This window comes from Alteromonas sp. ALT199, assembly GCF_018619335.1.
Taxonomy (GTDB): domain Bacteria; phylum Pseudomonadota; class Gammaproteobacteria; order Enterobacterales; family Alteromonadaceae; genus Alteromonas.
In genome coordinates, this window is the sequence record NZ_JAHHDX010000015.1 from 1 (window position 1) to 17,720 (window position 17,720).

General features: G+C 44.7%; 19 protein-coding genes. 12 read left to right on the forward strand and 7 right to left on the reverse strand.

Translation table 11 applies throughout. The annotated features are described in order from the left end of the window. Positions 1–428: 428 nt before the first annotated feature. Positions 429–1,559: an MBL fold metallo-hydrolase gene (locus tag KL866_RS01755; RefSeq protein ID WP_251139772.1), complete on the forward strand. Its 1,131-nt coding sequence runs from the start codon at positions 429–431 to the stop codon at positions 1,557–1,559. A 21-nt stretch (positions 1,560–1,580) separates the two neighbouring features. Here the strand turns inward: KL866_RS01755 and KL866_RS01760 are convergent, their stop codons facing one another. After that, positions 1,581–2,219, reverse strand: coding sequence for an MOSC domain-containing protein (locus tag KL866_RS01760; protein ID WP_214992824.1), 639 nt, complete (start codon positions 2,217–2,219; stop codon positions 1,581–1,583). 118 nt (positions 2,220–2,337) lie between these two features. Between KL866_RS01760 and KL866_RS01765 the strand changes: the two genes are divergently transcribed. From KL866_RS01765 to dnaB, 5 genes are all read left to right on the forward strand, one after another. Continuing rightward, positions 2,338–2,913 carry an RNA polymerase sigma factor gene (locus tag KL866_RS01765; RefSeq protein WP_214992825.1) on the forward strand — a complete coding sequence of 192 codons (576 nt, stop codon included), beginning with the start codon at positions 2,338–2,340 and terminating at the stop codon, positions 2,911–2,913. Next, on the forward strand, positions 2,906–3,418 hold the full coding sequence (locus KL866_RS01770; RefSeq protein ID WP_025257445.1) for a hypothetical protein: 513 nt from the start codon (positions 2,906–2,908) through the stop codon (positions 3,416–3,418). The genes KL866_RS01765 and KL866_RS01770 overlap by 8 nt, the downstream gene beginning before the upstream one ends. 13 nt (positions 3,419–3,431) lie before the next feature. Beyond that, positions 3,432–4,445 carry a DUF4097 family beta strand repeat-containing protein gene (locus KL866_RS01775; RefSeq protein WP_214992826.1) on the forward strand — a complete coding sequence of 338 codons (1,014 nt, stop codon included), beginning with the start codon at positions 3,432–3,434 and terminating at the stop codon, positions 4,443–4,445. A gap of 266 nt (positions 4,446–4,711) precedes the next feature. After that, positions 4,712–5,182, forward strand: coding sequence for a hypothetical protein (locus KL866_RS01780; RefSeq protein ID WP_025257447.1), 471 nt, complete (start codon positions 4,712–4,714; stop codon positions 5,180–5,182). 115 nt (positions 5,183–5,297) lie between these two features. After that, positions 5,298–6,683, forward strand: coding sequence for a replicative DNA helicase (dnaB, locus tag KL866_RS01785; RefSeq protein ID WP_025257448.1), 1,386 nt, complete (start codon positions 5,298–5,300; stop codon positions 6,681–6,683). Between the two features lie 153 nt (positions 6,684–6,836). On the opposite strand, the gene KL866_RS01790 is transcribed toward dnaB, so the two are convergent. From KL866_RS01790 to KL866_RS01810, 5 genes are all read right to left on the reverse strand, one after another. Then, positions 6,837–8,033 (reverse strand): OmpA family protein, encoded by a 1,197-nt coding sequence (locus KL866_RS01790; RefSeq protein ID WP_025257449.1) that lies wholly within the window; start codon positions 8,031–8,033, stop codon positions 6,837–6,839. A gap of 101 nt (positions 8,034–8,134) precedes the next feature. Further along, a complete protein-coding gene (locus KL866_RS01795; protein ID WP_025257450.1) occupies positions 8,135–8,572 on the reverse strand; it encodes a secondary thiamine-phosphate synthase enzyme YjbQ in 438 nt (145 codons plus the stop codon). Next, positions 8,562–9,026 carry a chemotaxis protein CheX gene (locus KL866_RS01800; protein WP_025257451.1) on the reverse strand — a complete coding sequence of 155 codons (465 nt, stop codon included), beginning with the start codon at positions 9,024–9,026 and terminating at the stop codon, positions 8,562–8,564. The genes KL866_RS01795 and KL866_RS01800 overlap by 11 nt, the downstream gene beginning before the upstream one ends. Beyond that, positions 9,016–9,489 (reverse strand): transcriptional repressor, encoded by a 474-nt coding sequence (locus KL866_RS01805; protein ID WP_025257452.1) that lies wholly within the window; start codon positions 9,487–9,489, stop codon positions 9,016–9,018. The genes KL866_RS01800 and KL866_RS01805 overlap by 11 nt, the downstream gene beginning before the upstream one ends. Positions 9,490–9,524: 35 nt before the next feature. Beyond that, positions 9,525–9,989: an Rsd/AlgQ family anti-sigma factor gene (locus KL866_RS01810; protein ID WP_025257453.1), complete on the reverse strand. Its 465-nt coding sequence runs from the start codon at positions 9,987–9,989 to the stop codon at positions 9,525–9,527. Between the two features lie 227 nt (positions 9,990–10,216). Between KL866_RS01810 and nudC the strand changes: the two genes are divergently transcribed. From nudC to KL866_RS01825, 3 genes are all read left to right on the forward strand, one after another. Then, the gene (nudC, locus tag KL866_RS01815; protein ID WP_025257454.1) at positions 10,217–11,050 is read left to right on the forward strand and encodes an NAD(+) diphosphatase; all 834 of its coding nucleotides are present in this window, start codon (positions 10,217–10,219) and stop codon (positions 11,048–11,050) included. A 266-nt stretch (positions 11,051–11,316) separates the two neighbouring features. Continuing rightward, positions 11,317–12,408 (forward strand): uroporphyrinogen decarboxylase, encoded by a 1,092-nt coding sequence (gene hemE / locus KL866_RS01820; RefSeq protein ID WP_014951100.1) that lies wholly within the window; start codon positions 11,317–11,319, stop codon positions 12,406–12,408. Positions 12,409–12,431: 23 nt separating this feature from the next. After that, entirely contained in the window at positions 12,432–13,052 is a 621-nt protein-coding gene (locus KL866_RS01825) for a hypothetical protein (RefSeq protein WP_025257456.1), read from the forward strand. Between the two features lie 18 nt (positions 13,053–13,070). On the opposite strand, the gene queG is transcribed toward KL866_RS01825, so the two are convergent. Then, positions 13,071–14,213 carry a tRNA epoxyqueuosine(34) reductase QueG gene (gene queG, locus KL866_RS01830; RefSeq protein WP_214992830.1) on the reverse strand — a complete coding sequence of 381 codons (1,143 nt, stop codon included), beginning with the start codon at positions 14,211–14,213 and terminating at the stop codon, positions 13,071–13,073. A 6-nt stretch (positions 14,214–14,219) separates the two neighbouring features. Here queG and KL866_RS01835 point away from each other — a divergent pair, with 6 nt between their 5' ends. From KL866_RS01835 to KL866_RS01845, 3 genes are all read left to right on the forward strand, one after another. After that, positions 14,220–15,719 carry a bifunctional ADP-dependent NAD(P)H-hydrate dehydratase/NAD(P)H-hydrate epimerase gene (locus tag KL866_RS01835; RefSeq protein WP_025257458.1) on the forward strand — a complete coding sequence of 500 codons (1,500 nt, stop codon included), beginning with the start codon at positions 14,220–14,222 and terminating at the stop codon, positions 15,717–15,719. 74 nt (positions 15,720–15,793) lie between these two features. Then, positions 15,794–16,276 (forward strand): tRNA (adenosine(37)-N6)-threonylcarbamoyltransferase complex ATPase subunit type 1 TsaE, encoded by a 483-nt coding sequence (gene tsaE / locus KL866_RS01840; RefSeq protein WP_025257459.1) that lies wholly within the window; start codon positions 15,794–15,796, stop codon positions 16,274–16,276. Positions 16,277–16,348: 72 nt separating this feature from the next. Next, the gene (locus tag KL866_RS01845) at positions 16,349–17,692 is read left to right on the forward strand and encodes an N-acetylmuramoyl-L-alanine amidase (protein WP_025257460.1); all 1,344 of its coding nucleotides are present in this window, start codon (positions 16,349–16,351) and stop codon (positions 17,690–17,692) included. Positions 17,693–17,720: the final 28 nt, after the last annotated feature.

A 17,720-nucleotide genomic window follows, 5' to 3' on the forward strand; every position in this document is an offset into this window, starting at 1 on the left:
GAGTAACACAAGGTCAAAATTTTCCTCAAGCGCAGCTTGTAACCCCGCATTACCGTCGCTTTCGTAGCGAGTGTCAAACCCTCGAGACTGCAACAGATGCGAGATTTGTTCACTTAACGTGGCATCATCTTCAATAATGAGTATTCGTGTTTTACACATAGCGGCTTAAGAAATTAATTTCAGGTTATATTATAATTATCATTTGCAACTTGTCGGTTTTGGAGCCCTTCTCGCTTTTATCTTGTTACAAATTTATTGTTAAGCGATTACTTTCTCGTCTTACAATAGCGGTCATCGTCTAGCTGTGTAATAGCGCTAGCTTTTTTAAAAAAGCGTCTTTCACATAAGCGTATTAATAGAATATAAATACAACGGCAAACTTAAGCCTTTGCTTGCAAGACTAAAATTACAAGGACGGGATATAAAAAATGCTAAGTTGTTCAAAGAAGCTACCAAAACAGTGGGCCTTTTTAGCGACTGTTGTTGCTACTATCGCAGCTGCAATTGTTCTAACAGGGTGTGCTACGCCTAATAAGGTTACTCACGTTGATAGTGACGAAGCGGTAACTAAGTACTCTAATACACCGGGCTTCGAGGATAGATTTAGTAATATTTACGGTCGTTTTAAGGCTTACCCCGTCACCTGTACCGAGGATTGCTACCCCGCCTCTGCCGATATTGAATGTGAAAGTGACATGCAGCATTGTCAGTTTGTGGGCAATAATCCGCCAGTGAATTCACACACAGGCTTTACTGTTACTTGGTTAGGACATGCGAGCTTTGTACTTACAACAGCTGGTGGTGAGCAAATACTTATCGACCCAGTATTTGGTCAGTTTGATTGGCCGGTTAACTGGGCTTTTAGATTGGCGGAAGGGTTCAGCCGCAACGAACCCGCTAAGATAGGTGAAAAAGAACTCGCTCAAACAGACGCTGTGGTGTATTCCCATATACACTATGATCATTTCAATAAAGCCGATATTGCCGAATTAGGCACAAAGCCCGAATATCTTGTACCGCTAGGTTTCGCAAAGCACTTTCCTAGTAGAGGTTATTCCATTAGCGAGATGGCGTGGTATACCAGCAAAAACGTAGGCAAAACCTCTATTCACTTTGTGCCTGCTCATCACTTTAGTAACCGAATTTGGGTGCCGTATTTATACGAGGACGACAATGCAACATTGTGGGGCGGCTGGGTCTTTGAGCATGAAGGCAGCACCTTGTTCTTTGCGGGAGATACGGGATATTCACCCCACTTCAAAGATATTAAAGACCGCTTTGGTGATATAGATGTTTGCCTATTACCCATAGCATCTTACTTCAGCGAAACCTCACCTAAATGGTATCGCAAGGTACATACTACGCCAGAAGATGCCATCGTTGCGGCTCAAGACCTAGGCTGTAAAGCCGTAGTGCCTTGGGGATATGGAAATGCCAGCTGGATGATGGGTGACATAACCTCACATTCTGCGCTGTTTCGACTGATGAAAATGAAAAAGCAGCTAAATCCCCCTATGCCTTGGGTTATTCTGAATGAAGGTGAGCAAGCGTCTTTTTAATTTAAGCTACGGATAAATGGTCTATTTATCCGCAATCTTTTGGCATTTTCCACGCCACTCATCATCAAGCGGTTCCAGCTTAGCTAGCTTTTGAGCTAGTGCTTTGTCGGCTTTCGTATGGGTGCACTGCATCAAGGTGTGAACATTAACAGTATCGTCTTCACGGTGCAGTAGTGTTACTTCGTCGCCAACGTTAATGGTGCCGGTTTTAATAACCCGGTAGTACCAGCCAGTAATGCCTCGCTCTCCAACAAACCTGTCTAAGTTAGGAATGCCGAAGCGTTGAGATATTTTATTGCAAGGGGCACGCGGTGCACTTACTTGCAGCTCTACATCGCCGAACTTCCAGATATCGCCGATATAGACGGTAGCATCGTCCATTCCCTCTACACTGATGTTTTCGCCAATACTGCCTAGCGAGAATTCGCCTTCAGGAAAGTGTTTTCTTAATGTTAGATAGTTGGTCGGATTAAACTGATGCAGCACTTTTTCTGGGCCACCGTGGAGGCGTTTATTGGCCTGTTCGTCTTCATCGGTTCTGTCCGTATGTACCGTTAACTTTTCGACGGCGGTTTTAACAATACTACTTGGTGCTCCACGAGGGCCAAGCGGCTGAGGTTTTCCAGCAAACAAAGCGTTAACAGTAAAGGTGGCAGACATGGCAACTCCAAAAAATTATTTTTGTGTATTTAAACCTTTCTACTATAGGGTACGACTAACCTTATAACACTAACAAGTGCTAATGCTAATCAGCACCACAAATAACAAAGAGAAAAGAATGGAACACACACAACAACGTGTTGTACACGCCAATGTGGTGTTTGGTAACAAAGGCGAACACGAACTTATATTTAAGGCGAAAGAGGGCGACAAACAAGCGTTTAGGTCTCTTTATGATGAGCATATTGGTCGCGTCTACGCACTGTGTTATCGGCTTACTGGTGAAAAAGGAATGGCAGAAGATGCTTCTCAGGAAGTTTTTATTCAGCTGTGGGAAAAGCTCGGAAATTTCGATGGGCAAAGCCAGTTTTCTACATGGCTACATAGCGTAACGGCAAACATTACCATTTCCTACATGCGCAAACAGAAAGGCTGGGTGCAGCGCATGTTTAACTTGGAAAATAGCGACATTAATGAAAGGCCAGCTCAGGAGAATAGCACCGATGTGGATTTAGAAGCATTAATTGTTCGTCTACCAGAGCGCGCCAGAATGGTTTTTGTACTTCATGCACTTGAAGGGTACCGACACGAAGATATTGCCAAAATGTTGAATATGGCAGTGGGCTCAAGCAAAGCACACTTTTTCCGTGCTAAGCAATTATTGAAAGAATATATGGGAGTCGATGATGAGTGATTTTGATGACAAGCTTGCTCAGCATGTTTCTGGGTTATCGAGAGAGAAACAGCCAGAACGGGATTTGTGGCGAGGAATCGAGCTGGGCATAGCGTCTCAGCAGAGCGATGCTTCAAATGAAGATAGCTCATCTTCTACGGTAACTTCAAGGCAGTGGATGGCAATAGCTGCCAGTGTTTGCTTAGTCACAGTCTTGTGGTTCGCTGCCCCTTTTGCGTTCAAAAGCGATGAGAGTAGAAGCAGTGGATACGCTTTGATTGACGCTATGAGCACCCAACAGCAGCAGCAGGTAAATAGTTTGCTAGCAAGCTATGAAAGTACAACTGCACTAACCCAAGACTGGCAAGAGCAGCTGAAGGAATTAGATGATGCCGCTGATGTTATTAAGGCGGCGTTAAAAGACGATCCAGACAATTCAGCATTAATAAAAATGCTGCATCATGTATATCAACAGCAAATTGCCTTAATTGAGCGAGTGCACGCGCCAAAGTGGCAGCAAATTTAATAAGGGCTTCAACATGAATATAAATATGAAAAACACAATATCGGATAAGTTAACGCACACGTTCAGCACATCTAATGGAATTAAAGCTGTGCTAACTACTGCATTGTTAAGCATTGCTACTGCCGCCTTAGCGGGCGAAAAAGTTGATAAAACCATTGATACCTCATCCTCTCCTAAAATCGATATTGAACATATTGATGGAAAGGCTGATATCCGCGTGTGGGATAAACCTCAGGTTCGTGTAACAGGGGAACTTGGTGATCAAACCGAAGAATTTATTTTTGAAAAGCGCGGCGATGTTGTTGTTATTCACGTAGAAGTAGAGCGTCATTCAAAGAGTTGGTATCAGAAGAGTCGAGATGGTGATGACCTGATAATTTACGTGCCATCGGCAAGCGATCTGCATTACACCGCAGTTAACGCAGATGTGACAGCTAAAGGAATAACAAAAGCGGTAGATGTAGAAGTCGTTAACGGCAATGTGACACTTGAAAACATTGGCGAGCGTGTTGAGGTTGAGTCTGTTAATGGCGATATTGCGTTAAAGAATGTCAGAGGCCGTTTGGAAGCTGGCACGGTTAACGGTGATATAGAAGCTACTCACAAAGGCAGCTCGCCTGTGAGTTTTACGGCGGTAAATGGAAAGCTCGATATAGCATCAAGCAGCCCTGACTTATCGATTGAAACAGTCAACGGACGTATTGACCTATCGTTACAAAGTGTTGATAGCCTGCAGATAAATACAGTTAACGGTCGTACTTTTGCAAAATTGGGGCTGAATGCGAACGGCAGCATTAAAGCTAATTCGGTAGGTGGCGCGATGGAGTTTTTATTCCAAGAAGATGTATCAGCACAGTTTGATATTGAGACTCACGCAGGGGGCAATATCGTAAACAACATTAGCGATGAAAAAGCTCAAAAACCAAAGTATGGACCGGGAAGCTGGTTGCGCTTTATACACAACGGTGGTGCAGCAAGCGTCGATATTTCAACGGTTCACGGACGTATAGAAATAGATCAAAAATGAATAAGCTATAGACAGTTTGATAGGGACTTTAGCTTGAAAAAACCAATTTAGACCACATTTATTAATTAGAAGATGTGGTGACCTTGAGAAGCTGCGTATAAACGCAGCTTTTTTTTATTCTGTCGCTAATTGTTGATGTTTGAACGTGTAATCAGAACTAAAGCTAAACTAGAGAACTCTATAATTACGTGATTTCAAGTGAACTTTATAGATGGTTACTACGTTAAACTGTTTGATTTTAATAAGCTTTATGAATGGAGGATAGATTGAGTATTGTTGGACACGTCAAAAGGTTTTGGCGATTTCATAGCCTAATTGTCGGTGCGTTTGGGATATGCGCGTTAACTTTAGGTTGTGCTGTTCAAGAGCCCGCTTATTACGAAGGAACGTGGGTCGTCACGAAGGCTTATAATGTGGGTATTACGGCTCACTCAACAGCCGAATCAAAGCAGTTTCTTGGCCGCTCTGTCACCTATGACCAAAATACAGCAAAACTAGATCAAGCGCTCTGTGAGTCGCCTGTTTATTCATCGCAAAAAATGAGTTCAGAAGATTTCTACGCTGCTTTTGGAACGTCACCGTCGTCATTAGGCTTTAGTGATGACGAGATAAACCAAGTGAATTTGGCTTGTTCCGATAGTGACGCAATCATTGGATCTACTCTAATTTTCCAAGAAAATAACCAAACCTACACGCTAGTGGATGGTACTTTTTTAAAGTTAGAGAAAACCCTTTAGCCCCAATCGTCTTTTTGGGCTTTCCCGATAAAAGACCTGCTTCCTTTGTTGAGAGATGTGCGTTAAAAGCGCATAATATCCAACTGACTTTTGTGCATTGGAATAGGTTTTACTTGTGGCGTCTGCGTCTAAAAACGATAAAAATGTTGAGAAATTGAAGGTTCCACCTCATAGCATTGAGGCCGAGCAATCTGTTTTAGGCAGCATGCTTATCGACCCTGAAAGCTGGGATAAGGTCGCGGAACTCGTTACCGATAACGACTTTTACAACCGTTCACACCAAATAATATTTCGCGCGATCACGCGTTTGCTTAATAGTAGCCAACCTATTGACCTTATTACGGTATCAGAAGAGCTTGAAAAGCACGATGAGCTGGAAGATGCGGGTGGCTTCGCCTATTTAGGCGAGCTTGCTAAAAACACCCCAAGCTCTGCCAACGTGGTGTCTTATGCACAAATTATAAGCGAGCGGGCTATCACACGTGAGCTTATTGGCGTAGCGCACGAAATTGCCGAAGTAGGCTATAACCCTGAAGGGCGCGATAGCGCCGACATTCTTGATTTAGCTGAAAGTAAAGTTTTCGAAATCGCAGAACGAAGAACCGGTGAAAACGAAGGCCCTCGTGATGTAGAGTCTGTTCTAGGTAAAACCATTGACCGTCTTGAAGAGTTGGTTAAAACCAATAAAGAGGTGACGGGTGTTACTACTGGCTTTACTGATCTGGATAAAATGACCAGTGGTATGCAGCCTTCCGACCTTATTATTGTGGCGGCGCGTCCATCAATGGGTAAAACCACCTTTGCCATGAACTTGATTGAAAACGCCATGATGGCAGAAGAAAAGCCAGTGCTGGTGTTCAGTCTTGAGATGCCCTCAGAACAAATCATGATGCGTATGCTGGCGTCATTAAGCCGTGTGGATCAAACTAAAATTCGTACCGCGCAGCTAGACGATGAGGACTGGGCGCGTATATCTAATACAATGGCTATGCTTAAAGATAAAGATAGCTTGTTCGTTGATGACTCGTCGGGTCTAACACCTATGGATGTGCGAAGCCGTGCCCGTAAGCTTGCGCGGGAGCGCGGTGGGATCAGCCTTATCATGGTGGATTACCTTCAGCTGATGCGTGTGCCGTCGCTAAGCGATAACCGTACGTTGGAAATTGCCGAAATATCACGGTCATTAAAGGCGCTTGCTAAAGAACTTGAAGTACCCGTAGTTGCACTTTCACAGCTTAACCGTACGCTGGAACAACGAGCCGATAAGCGCCCAGTTAACTCTGACCTGCGTGAATCTGGCTCAATCGAGCAGGATGCCGACCTTATCATGTTTATCTATCGCGATGAGGTTTATCACGAAAACAGCGAATATAAAGGTATCGCAGAGATCATTATTGGTAAACAGCGTAACGGTCCAATCGGTACTTGCCGACTGACTTTCCAAGGCCAGTTTTCTCGTTTTGATAACTACGCGGGCCCTGCTATCGCCGACGAGTATTAACGCTTTTTCTTTGGTTAATAAATTATAAAACAGACATGCTAGCTGAGATTAATTAGTCCGAGGTATTACTCTTTACAGTACGCTTGTTTGGCTAAGGTCTACAGATACAAAAAAGGCGCCTTTCGGCGCCTTCTTCAATTCATATAGTATGAATTACTTTTCTTCAGCTACTTTCACTGTGTCTTTAACTGTCACTGAAATGCGACGGTTAACACGGTGTGCTTCAGCGTTCTTACCATTGTCTAGAAGCTGACTTTCGCCGTAACCGATAGTCTCTAGACGAGAGCTGTCGATGCCGTACATGTCTACCATAACTTCTTTGAAGTTAGCAGCACGACGCTTAGAAAGGTCCATGTTATACGCTTCAGAACCTGGTGCAGAAGTGTGACCTTCTACTACAGCAGTTGTTGATGGATACTGCTTCATGAACTCAGCGAATTCAGAGATTTCAGGATCTTTTGGCATTTTAACAACAGCACTTTCGTTGTCGAATAGAACGCGTAGCGTAATTTCTACTGTCTCTTCGTCAAACACTGTACAACCTTTAGCGTCAACTTTAACGCCTGCTGGAGTATCAGGGCACATGTCTTTGCTGTCTACAACACCGTCGTTGTCTGCATCTTTGATTGCACAGCCAGTTGCATCTACTTTTGTGCCAGCTGGTGTATTAGGGCACTGGTCAACACTGTTTAAAACGCCGTCGTTATCGTTATCTACGCTACAGCCAGTCGCATCAACGCGAACGCCAGCTGGAGTCATTGGGCACTGGTCTTTGCCATCTACAACACCATCGTTGTCGCTGTCTTTAGGTGCAGCAGGAGTAGACTTACCAAACGGTACAGCAATACCTAGTTTTATGCTGTAGTCATTGTAGTCTTCACCGAAGTCGTGGTATGCCGCGATTTCAGTAACAAGCTTAACGCTTTCGTGAAGGTCCCAGTGTTTACCAACACCAATGTTACCTAGCGTAGTTGACTCACCAACCGATTGGCGCTTAACACCACCAAATACGAACCATGCATCGTTAGGCATGAAGTAAAGTGCGTCAACACCAACCATCTCGCCGCTGTCATCGCCGCCACCAGCATAGTCAAGGTCTAGCGCTGTAAATTCAACACGAGCAGCCCAGCTTTGAGTGAAACGGAAACCGTACTCAAAAGCTACACCACGACCGTCGTCGTAAAGTTCACCTTCAGTAAGGTCTAGTGGGCGTGAGTCATCAGTGTTGTAGTACATGCCAGATAGGCCGAACCAATTTTTGTATTCTGGCTCAGAAGAGTCTTGAGCAAATGCACTGGTAGATGAAAGTACAGCAAGAGATAGCGCTGCCATTTTAAAGTGTTGTTTCATAGTCACATCCTGTTTAACGTTGAGTGATTATCGATTTTAGATAATTTTGTATTGTGCTTAGCGGAATACGCTAGCACATATTGTGCCATTTATAATATGGGTTATGCTGCTATCCCTTGTAATGTGGCAATAATTGTTCGTCTTCCACCATGATCCCGGTGTTCGCCGAGCATGATACCCTGCCAAGTACCAAGTGCAAGTTTGCCTTGTTGGACAGGTACAGTAAGTTGACAGCCTAGTATACTCGATTTTAAGTGAGCAGGCATATCATCTTTACCTTCGTAAGTATGCCTGAAAAAAGAAAGATCTTCTTTTACACTATGGTTGAAGAAAGCCTCCATATCTTGCCTTACTGTAGGATCGGCATTTTCGTTTATAGTTAGGCTTGCACTAGTATGCTGAAGCCATAAATGTAGAAGCCCAACTTCAACCTGACGAATGCTAGGGAGCGAAGAAAGCACCTGTTCTGTTATCAGATGAAAACCTCTTGGGTAACTGTCGAGTGTAATTTTTTCAGAGTGCCAGAAACTATTTGTCAAAACAGATTTCCAAATGCGCTAACCCTTCATCGCACATGAAAGGGAGAATAATTTTAGCACCATCGACCTGGTGACTAATGGTATGTTGCTTTCCCGATACAACAATAGGTGTTGCCATACCGAACTCATATCCTCGTTCTGCAAGATCCCGTTTAGCGTTTCCGCAAATCATATTGGTGACTTCACCAACCATATCGCCCACTTCGGCATCGAGTTTTTCAGGACGCTCTCCTACCATTCGCTCCATAATAGTAAGGGCAAGTGATTCGTCAAACGTAATAGACATAGAGCCGCGTACATCTGGGCCTACCATGCCAATCAAACCCGAAACATCTCCCTTCGCTACATCACTTTGCTTACGTTTTGGTTTTCCTGGAGTCAATTTAGTTTGTGCCATAGTTTCAAGCACATTTAGCAGACCGCCGATAAACGGGTTCACAAAATCAGCATTCATGGACACTCTCCTGGTCAGTGTGTTCTTCCGTTTGTTGACAGTCGGCGCATAATCCGTGGGCCTCTATAGTTTGTTTAGAGACTTTAAAGCCGTGTTGCTTTGCTTGGCTATCAAGAGTCTCTTGAAGGCCTTCAGATTGAATTTCTGCGACATCCCCGCAACTATCACAGATTAGAAACTGAACAGGATGATTACAGCCAAAATGGTAACAGGCTACGAACGCGTTGGTAGACTCTAAGCGATGGATGAAGCCAAAATCGAGAAGAAAATCTAAGGCGCGGTATACTGTTGCTGGTTTAGCACTAGATTCAGTTTCTTTTAATGAGTCGAGTAATTCATAAGCACCCATAGGCCCGTGCTTTGATACAAGAATCTCGTACACCTTTTCTCTAAGCGGTGTAAATCTGGCCCCGCGCTGTTCGCAATACGCACGTGCCTTATGAATAAGTGTGGTTTTGTTCATTGATGATAACCGTAAACTCGACTTTCATTGTTATATTAAAGCGTTAATTCTGGATCACGTTTATTTGTATGTACGTGAGCAATTAACTCGTCTTCCAAGGCAAAACGCTCTTCTAATGTTTCTCCAAGCTCGGCTAAGGCGGAATCGAATCCTGCAGCCTGCTCTGGCGTCACTGCTTGTGCAAACGTATCATTAAATTTCAGAGCTTCGTCAGTGGTTTTTGTCAATCTAGGGTAAAGTTTATCTCGCAGTAGTAAGCCTTCGGCATCGTTTTCAACCAAAATATCGAAAATTTCGAAATGGCCTGCAGAAAGATAATCGAGTAAAGCACCACAAAAACTCGTGATTTCATCGGCATCGGGTAAGCATTCGGTATGTTTATTAATGCCTCCAAGCTCGCAGTAAGAAACCAGCAAAGCCTGCCTTTCTAAGAGCCAGCGGTCTATGATTTGGCTTTTACCGCCCCATTTAGATTTTACGCTTTCCAACTGTTGCAACATTATGATGTGCTACCCGTTTAGCGACAATAAGTCTCAGTATAACACTGTGCACTAGCGACACAAATTTTGGGCGAAAAAGATTGCAGTAAAAACATAGTACTAAGATAAACCGGGTTATCATGAGAAGGCAGTTGATCTTACATTTATAAATTTTGGTCTACACCTAAGGTAATTTTTATCAGCCTCTGGTGTACTATAGAGATCAGAAGCATAGGAGCAATGCAGCAATGATGATGAAATTAGATAAGGCAAAATTAACTTCCCAGCAAGCGATGTGGGTTGTCTTCAGCCGCAGTAAAGTCCTAGTAAAGGAGTCATCTGAGTCTATACCCGTTGCTAACTTAAGTGATATTCCGTTTTTAGCGTCTTATGTCGATGAAATTCATCAACTTCCACCGCTAAACGAAACTGCGTTTAGAGAATTGCCCGTTTTTGTCGTTGATTTAGGTGCCGAACATATAGATGAACCAGGTTGGGAACGGGTATCTTTACGCCAGCTACTGTTTGCTGAATACGATATTTCTTTTTCGGTAATTGGCAGAGCTTGGCAATACATTCATTTCTTACGCACACACCAATTTTGTGGTCAGTGTGGCGCGAAAACGGAACGTGTAGACTGGGAAATGGCAATGCAATGCCACCGTTGCCAGCACCGCACTTACCCTAGAGTTTCACCTTGTATTATCGTTTCTATTCATAACAATGAACAAATTCTTTTAGCAAAAGGCGTACGCCATAGAGAATCGAACATGTATTCAACCCTTGCTGGCTTTGTAGAAAGTGGTGAAAGTTTGGAGCAGGCGGTACACAGAGAAGTGTTCGAAGAAGTCGGCGTTAAGATTAAAAACCTACAATACTACAACAGCCAACCGTGGCCGTTCCCACACTCTCTAATGGTTGGCTTTATTGCAGAGTATGAAGAGGGGGAAATTCGTTGTCAGGAAAACGAAATAGATGACGCACAATGGTTTAATGTTGACGCACTCCCGATTATTCCACCTAAAGTATCTATCGCAGGGCAACTAATCGCTGAAACTGTGTCTCTGATCGGCAACAAATAAAAAACCCTGCCGAGGCAGGGTTTCAATAGGTTTAGCACGGTCCCATATAGGGCTTCTTTTTGTTAAGAGCTATAGTAATAGCAAACACTTACTTTGAGTGCAAGTTACTTTTTCAACAATTTTCAAGGAATGTTCGTCGTTGTTTATCGACGCTACGTCGATTTGTCGTTAAAACGTCGATTTTTTAGTACAGGTTTTAGCACACCCTGTACAGAATACTGATATACTTTGCCGCTCAAATATCTACAGTTATTTAGGTGAGTTATATGTCGCAAAATTTCCCCAGTGTTGATAAGCCCGCGTTAAAGAACGATCGTTACTTACGTGCGTTACTTAAGCAGCCGGTTGATGTCACACCTGTATGGATGATGCGACAGGCTGGACGCTACCTTCCAGAGTACAAGGCTACCCGCGCGGTGGCAGGCGATTTTATGTCGCTGTGTAAAAACGCAGAGTTAGCTTGTGAAGTAACGTTGCAGCCGTTGCGCCGTTTTCCTCTTGATGCCGCTATTCTTTTTTCTGATATTCTGACCATACCTGATGCAATGGGACTTGGTCTTTACTTCGAAACAGGTGAAGGTCCACGTTTTAAAAATCCAATTACGTGTAAAGCTGATGTGGATAAAATTGGCCTGCCCGATCCAGAAGGTGAATTGCAGTATGTAATGAATGCTGTTCGCACTATTCGCCGAGAGCTTAAAGGTGAAGTGCCACTAATTGGTTTTTCTGGAAGCCCTTGGACACTTGCGACTTATATGATTGAAGGTGGTTCGAGTAAGGCCTTCACTAAAATTAAGAAAATGGCATTCGCCGAGCCAGCCACGCTTCACGCGTTATTAGCAAAATTAGCTGATTCGGTGACAGAGTATCTCAACGCTCAAATTGCTGCGGGCGCGCAATCTGTCATGGTATTCGATACTTGGGGCGGCGTACTATCTCCGCGTGACTACAAAGAGTTTTCACTTCAGTACATGGAGCGTATCGTAAGTGGGCTAACTCGTGAAAATGAAGGTCGTAAAGTGCCTGTTACCTTGTTCACGAAGAACGGTGGAATGTGGTTAGAATCGATTGCGGCGACAGGATGTGATGCAGTAGGTTTAGACTGGACAATAGATATCAAAGAGGCGCGTGCTCGTATAGGCGATAAAGTAGCACTTCAAGGCAACATGGACCCTTCTATGTTGTATGCTCAACCGCAAAGAATTGAGCAAGAAGTGGCGTCTATCCTAGAAGGCTATGGTGAAGGAAGTGGCCATGTATTTAATTTAGGTCACGGTATTCACTTAGACGTACCACCTGAAAACGCAGGTGTGTTTGTTAATGCTGTACACGAACTTAGTAAGCAATATCACAAGTAAGCGACTTCAACAAAGGAAGTGGAATGAAAACGTGGCTTGTGTTGTTGCTGATAACGTTTGCGTTGATAGCAGGATATAAATTTTCTGGCTATCAACACCAACTCAGTGAATCCAATGCAGAGAAGGAGCGACTAACTAGTGTGTTGGGTCGCTCTCGTGCCACACAAACGAGTGAACTAAAAATCATCAAGCCGGCTGCCAAACTTGTAACACATGAAGCTGAAGAAACTCAGCCGAATGTAGGCATTGAAAAAGAGAGTTTGACAGAGACTGATATTACCAATGCTGTTGAACCGATTGTGCCAGACGTGTTTTATACGAAGACTGAGGGTTCACTCAACACGTTTTTTGCTTTGCCCCCTAATAACGAACGATTCGCGTTAGATTCGGTGAAATGCGAAAACGGGCTTTGCGAAATAAGCGGAGAGTATGATGGCTCTGAAACTGAGCTCTCTTTAGTTATTGAAGCGCTAGAAAAAGAGCCATGGTGGCAATTCGGCTCACCGACTATTAGCACTGAAGTAGCGCAGCGGGGTTTGAAACTTAATGTTTCTTTTGCTGCTTCTCACATGCCAAGTGCCCGAGTGCAAAATCACGATAGTATTCAGACCGACCTAGAACACCAGATTGCCTCAGCAGGATAGACTCTAATCTTGCATTTATTAAGCGTCTCTCGGTAAACCTTTTTCAACCACACGAATAAGTCGCGCTTGCTGCCTATTGTCAGCTTTTAAAGTTCGATGCTTTTCTTGCTGTCGCTCAATAGCCCAATCTATGTGCCTGTCTACTAAATTACTTACGCATCCCCGCCTTTCTTTTAAAAGTTGAATACTCTCTTTATTAAAGGGAGCGTTCCCTAACGCGACGGCGATATTGCGTTGCCACTTCTCAAAGCCGATACGTCGAATTGGCGAGCCTTCAGTATTGCGTAAGAAGGTTTCTTCAGACCAGCTGAAAAGCGTATTGAGACTTTGACCGTGCAATACCTGCCTTGGGTGAAAGTCTTCTTCACTAGTAATATCGGCGAAACGATTCCAAGGGCAGACGAGCTGACAATCATCACAGCCATATATGCGATTGCCCATCATTGGGCGCAACTCTTCAGGTATGTCCTTATCCGATTCAATGGTGAGATATGAAATACAGCGGCGACCGTCCACCTTGTATGGTGCTAAAATCGCGTTTGTCGGGCATATGGTTAAGCACGCCGTGCAGCTTCCACAACCTTCTTCAACAGGTGAGTCCACCGGCAGCGGCAAATTAATAAAGAGTTCACCTAAAAAGAACCAAGAACCCGCTTCTTTATTGAGTGTCAGGCTGTGTTTTCCTGTCCAACCGATACCTGCCTTTTCGGCGATAGCGTGTTCCAGCACCGGAGCTGAGTCTACAAACGGGCGGTATTGAGTATGCGCGAGAGATGCGGTAATTTTTTCACCCAGCTGCTTTAAGCGCTTGCGTAACACTTTGTGGTAGTCACGGCCCAATGCATAGCGGCTGATATAACCTATTTCTGACGCTTTTAAATGTTTTGCAAACGAGGCGTCAGGCGGTAAGTAGTTCATGCGAACACTGATCACTCGTAACGTACCAGGGACGAGTTCTTCAGGCCGGGCACGCTTCATCCCATGGCTTTCCATGAAGGCCATATCACCGTGGTAGCCATTGTCTAACCATTCTTGCAGGTGCGACTCGTGCTGATGTAGATCAATATCGCTGATGCCAACCTGCTGAAAGCCTAGCGCTGTACCCCAAGCCTTGATATTGTTGGTCAATTCAACAAGGTCGATAGAACTAATTTCGGACATTTGCTCATGCTAGATACTCAATTAACGTCAAGTTTATCATACAAACTATTTCGGGCCGATCAGGTTAGGGAAAATGAAGGGCAAGCCGCCGCAGATTCAGGCTGTGACATGTTCACCTTGATGCAACGGGCTGGTGATGTGGTATTCAAGCAATGCCAAGAGCTGATGCCAAATTCTGATGTTTATTTAGTATTGGTAGGGCAAGGCAACAATGCGGGCGACGGCTACATTGCCGCGATTAACGCGAAACTTGCTGGTAAGCAAGTACACTTATGTGCGGTAGAGCCTGAGCGCACGCTAGAGGGCGATGCTGGCAAGGCACAGCAGCGCTGGCTCGATTCAGGCGGCCGCATTAATGGGTTCGATGCGTCGTTATTGGATAAATCAGATGTAGTTATTGATGCACTTCTTGGTACGGGTATTAATAGCTACATTCGCAACGAGTTTGCTGACGTTATTGATGCGGTCAATGCGTCATCGACCCCTGTGGTAAGCGTGGATTTGCCCTCGGGAATAGATGCTGACACAGGGCAAAGCTTGGGACGCTGTGTTCAGGCCGATATTACCGTGACATTTGTAGGCATAAAACCCGGGCTTGTCACCGGAGCGGGCAAACAGTCGTGCGGTAAGTTGGTGTATGCGGACCTAGGTATAGGTAAAGCCTTCCAAGCACTAGCCAAAGCTAGCGCAACCATGCTGAATATCGACCACTTCAAAGGAATGGGCCCTAGGGAGATCAATAGTCATAAAGGGACATACGGGCGATTGTTGTGCATTGGTGGAAACCGAGGTACTGCTGGGGCTATTCGTCTAGCCAGTGAAGCGGCGCTTCGAAGTGGCGCGGGTATGGTGCGAGTGTATACCCATGAATCGTCGGTGGTTCAAGTAAGTGCTGGCAGACCTGAACTTATGGTGACCGATTTTAATTTAGAAGATGCATTAGCTTGGGCAACCTGCGTGGTTATTGGCCCGGGCCTTGGACAGGATGACTGGGCCGAAGAAGTGTTTGAAGCAACAATGAAGCATTGCCAAAGTCAAAATAAGCCTGTAGTTATTGATGCTGATGCTTTGAATTTATTGTGCAAACAGTCGACGGCCTATACGTTATCGGACAGTATTCTGACTCCTCACTCCGGTGAAGCGGCCCGCCTACTTGGTGTATCTATAGACGACGTAGAAAGTGACCGCTTTAACTATGCAAGGCAGTGCTCCCAGCGCTACCACGCTGTATGCGTGTTAAAAGGGGCGGGCACGCTTATTGATAACGAAAAGAAAACTTGGGTTTGCCGCCACGGTAACCCCGGAATGGCAACGGCGGGAAGCGGCGATGTGTTAAGCGGGATTTTAGGCGCACTACTTGCTCAAGGTGTAGAAACAGATATCGCTGCAAAATACGGCGTTGTACTTCATGCTAAAGCGGGTGATGATGTTGCCCAAGAGTATGGTCAACGTGGTATGATAGCAGGCGATTTGTTCGATGCAGTACGTGCACTTATAAACCACTAAGTTGCGTGGTTTTGTCATAAACGGGCAGGCATCTACTGTGTTTTTCGGCTTTTAACTACTGTGGAATTTTGTTGATGTCTTACCCGCATACCTCTTTTTTTGCCAATGAAGTAGAAGATACTGCGCAGCTTGCCAGAGACTTAGCGCAAGCTGTTTCAAGTCAACTACCTACACACGCTGTTATTTTTTTAAACGGCGACCTAGGCGCTGGAAAAACGACATTTAGCCGTTATTTCATTCAATCTTTAGGTCATTCAGGTAGCGTTAAAAGCCCAACGTATACATTGGTTGAACCTTACGAGTTGGATGGCATCAATGTTTATCACTTCGATCTTTATCGCCTAGCCGACCCCGAAGAGTTAGAGTTCATGGGAATCCGTGATTACTTTGGCTCGGGTGCAATTGCGCTTATTGAATGGTCGGAAAAAGGTGGCGAATACTTGGCATCCCCCGACTTAGTGATTAGTATAAATATTACTCCATCTGGAAGGCAGTTCAGTCTGGAGGCGAAAAGTGCACATGGTGCGAAGTTACTCCAGCAATGTAAGCGCGTGTAATACGCGAAAAGTAATTTAAATAGTTGCTCCGAGGTTTACGAGAGCAACATTACAAAAATACAAAGGCTAATTATGGTGCGCAGTATAGTTTCGATATTATTATTGTGTTTCGTGGCGTCGTTCGCTCACGGAGTTCAAAATAACATCGACGGAGTAAGGGTATGGCCGTCGGCTGAAAATACTCGCATTGTTTTTGATATGAAGGCAGAGCCTGAGTTCACCTACTTTACCCTTAACAACCCGGTACGTTTGGTGATTGATATTAAAAACACCGACGACTCTACCAAACTATCAGGTGTAGCAAATAGCGGCGATCTTGTTAGGAAAATTCGCTATTCCACGCCCAAAACACCGTCTTCTGCTCGCGTGGTAATAGAGCTCAACCGCAAGGCTAAACCGTCAATTTTTGCTGTAGCCCCGAAAGAGGAGTATGGCCATAGGTTAGTGGTTGACCTACCAGATAGTGCTCCTGCAAAGGCGCCAGTATTGGCTGGTTCAACGGGCTCTGTTGTCATGGACGATTCAAGCAGTGCTCGGGACAGAGATATTATTGTTGCTATTGATGCAGGGCATGGGGGGCATGACCCTGGTTCAGTTGGCCCGGCTGGCACTTATGAGAAGCATATCACTTTGAGTATCGCCAAAAAGCTCGAAAGCCTGATAAATAAAGAGCGTGGTATGCGCGCAATAATGACTCGCAGTGGGGATCATTATATCTCCCCAAATCGCCGCCCTGAAATCGCACGCGAGAAAAAAGCAGATCTTCTAATTTCTATTCATGCGGATGCTTTCAGTCAGCCCCAACCCCGGGGTGGGTCAGTTTGGGTGCTCTCTATGCGACGAGCAGACACTGAACTCGGTCGTTGGTTAGAGAAATCTGAACGTCATTCAGAGTTACTCGGTGGAGCTGCTGAGGTGATCAATGATAAGTCGAGCGAGCGTTATCTGACTGAAACGATACTTGGATTGTCGATGGACCATAGTATGGCGACTAGCCACGACTTAGGTAATAAAGTTGTAGAAGAATTAAAACAGGTGACTAGCCTTCACAAAAGGAAGCCACAGGCTGCTAGCTTTGCTGTACTAACCGCACCAGACATTCCTTCTATATTAGTAGAGGTAGGGTTTATTTCTAACCCTCAGGAAGAGAAAAACCTTAATTGGTCTAAACATCGCGAGCGTTTGGCCAATGCTATGTTCAAAGCGGCTAAGCGTTACTTCAAGCAAGTACCGCCAGATGGTACACTATGGGCTCATGAGCGAGCGAACAATAGAACTCACAAAGTGAGAAGCGGAGAGTCGCTTTCTTTGTTAGCACAGCGTTACAATGTGAAAGTGAGTAGCATAAAAGCCGCTAACGATCTTTCAAGTGATGTGGTACGCATTGGGCAGGTGCTAAATATTCCAAGAACTTAGCCAGACGCGAGTTTTTGAATCACCAGCG